Raw genomic sequence first — 936 nt, forward strand, 5'->3', positions numbered from 1 at the left:
AAGTAGAAAAAGGGCAAATTACTTATAAACAAGCTCAGGCAAAATATGGTATTCAAGGAAGATCAACTGTGCTGGTATGGTTACGCAAGCACGGACAACAGGACTGGACTTCGAATATGCCGACTTCTTCTAAACGCCAATTAACCCCCCAACAACGAATCCGCCAATTAGAAAAGCAGTTAGCCGCAGAAAAGCTTAAAACTGAATTTATTCAGGATGTGATTTATCACATTGATAAAGAATGTGGGACTGATCTTGGAAAAAAGTATACCGAGCACGTTTCAAAGATTGGCAAAGCCAAAGAAGACTAAGCGTTTCACGTTATTGTCAGTGGTTGGGAATCACCCGACAAGCTTATTATCAAGCAGAAAAACGTGCTCAAATGACTGCACAAGCAACTGAACAAATACTTGAGTTGGTTATGGAATATCGTTGTCTCATGCCAAGTATCGGAACACGTAAGCTGTATTGGCTTATTAAAGGCAAATTGTTGCAGCGTGGTTTAAAGTGTGGACGGGATCAGTTATTTAAAATATTGAAAGAGCATAATTTATTGATTCGCCCCAAGCGTCGCTATACAAAAACTACGGATAGCAAGCATTGGATGAAGAAGCATCCAAATTTATTAAAGGATTATTCAGCAGTGCAAGCCAACGAAGTCTTTGTTAGTGATATTACTTATGTTGAGAGTGCTGAAGGCGTACATTATTTATCCTTAGTGACAGATGCTTATACCCGTCAGATTAAAGGTTATAAGTTATCGAATGATATGCGTGCGGAGAATGTTGTGCAGGCTCTACATATGGCGATGCAGCATGTGACGGATCGAGCGACAAGGATGATTCATCATTCAGACAGAGGCTCTCAGTATTGCTCTGAACTATATCAATCGGCATTACGCCATTATGGGGTATGTCCTTCTATGACAGATGGAGG

General features: G+C 40.4%; 1 pseudogene. It reads left to right on the forward strand.

Annotation, left to right across the window (positions count from 1 at the left end):
- Positions 1–936 (forward strand): annotated as a pseudogene (locus ACEWB7_RS17270) (IS3 family transposase); the annotation flags it as partial.

Source organism: Acinetobacter sp. NIOH-H-8, assembly GCF_046635365.1.
In the GTDB taxonomy this organism is placed as follows: domain Bacteria; phylum Pseudomonadota; class Gammaproteobacteria; order Pseudomonadales; family Moraxellaceae; genus Acinetobacter.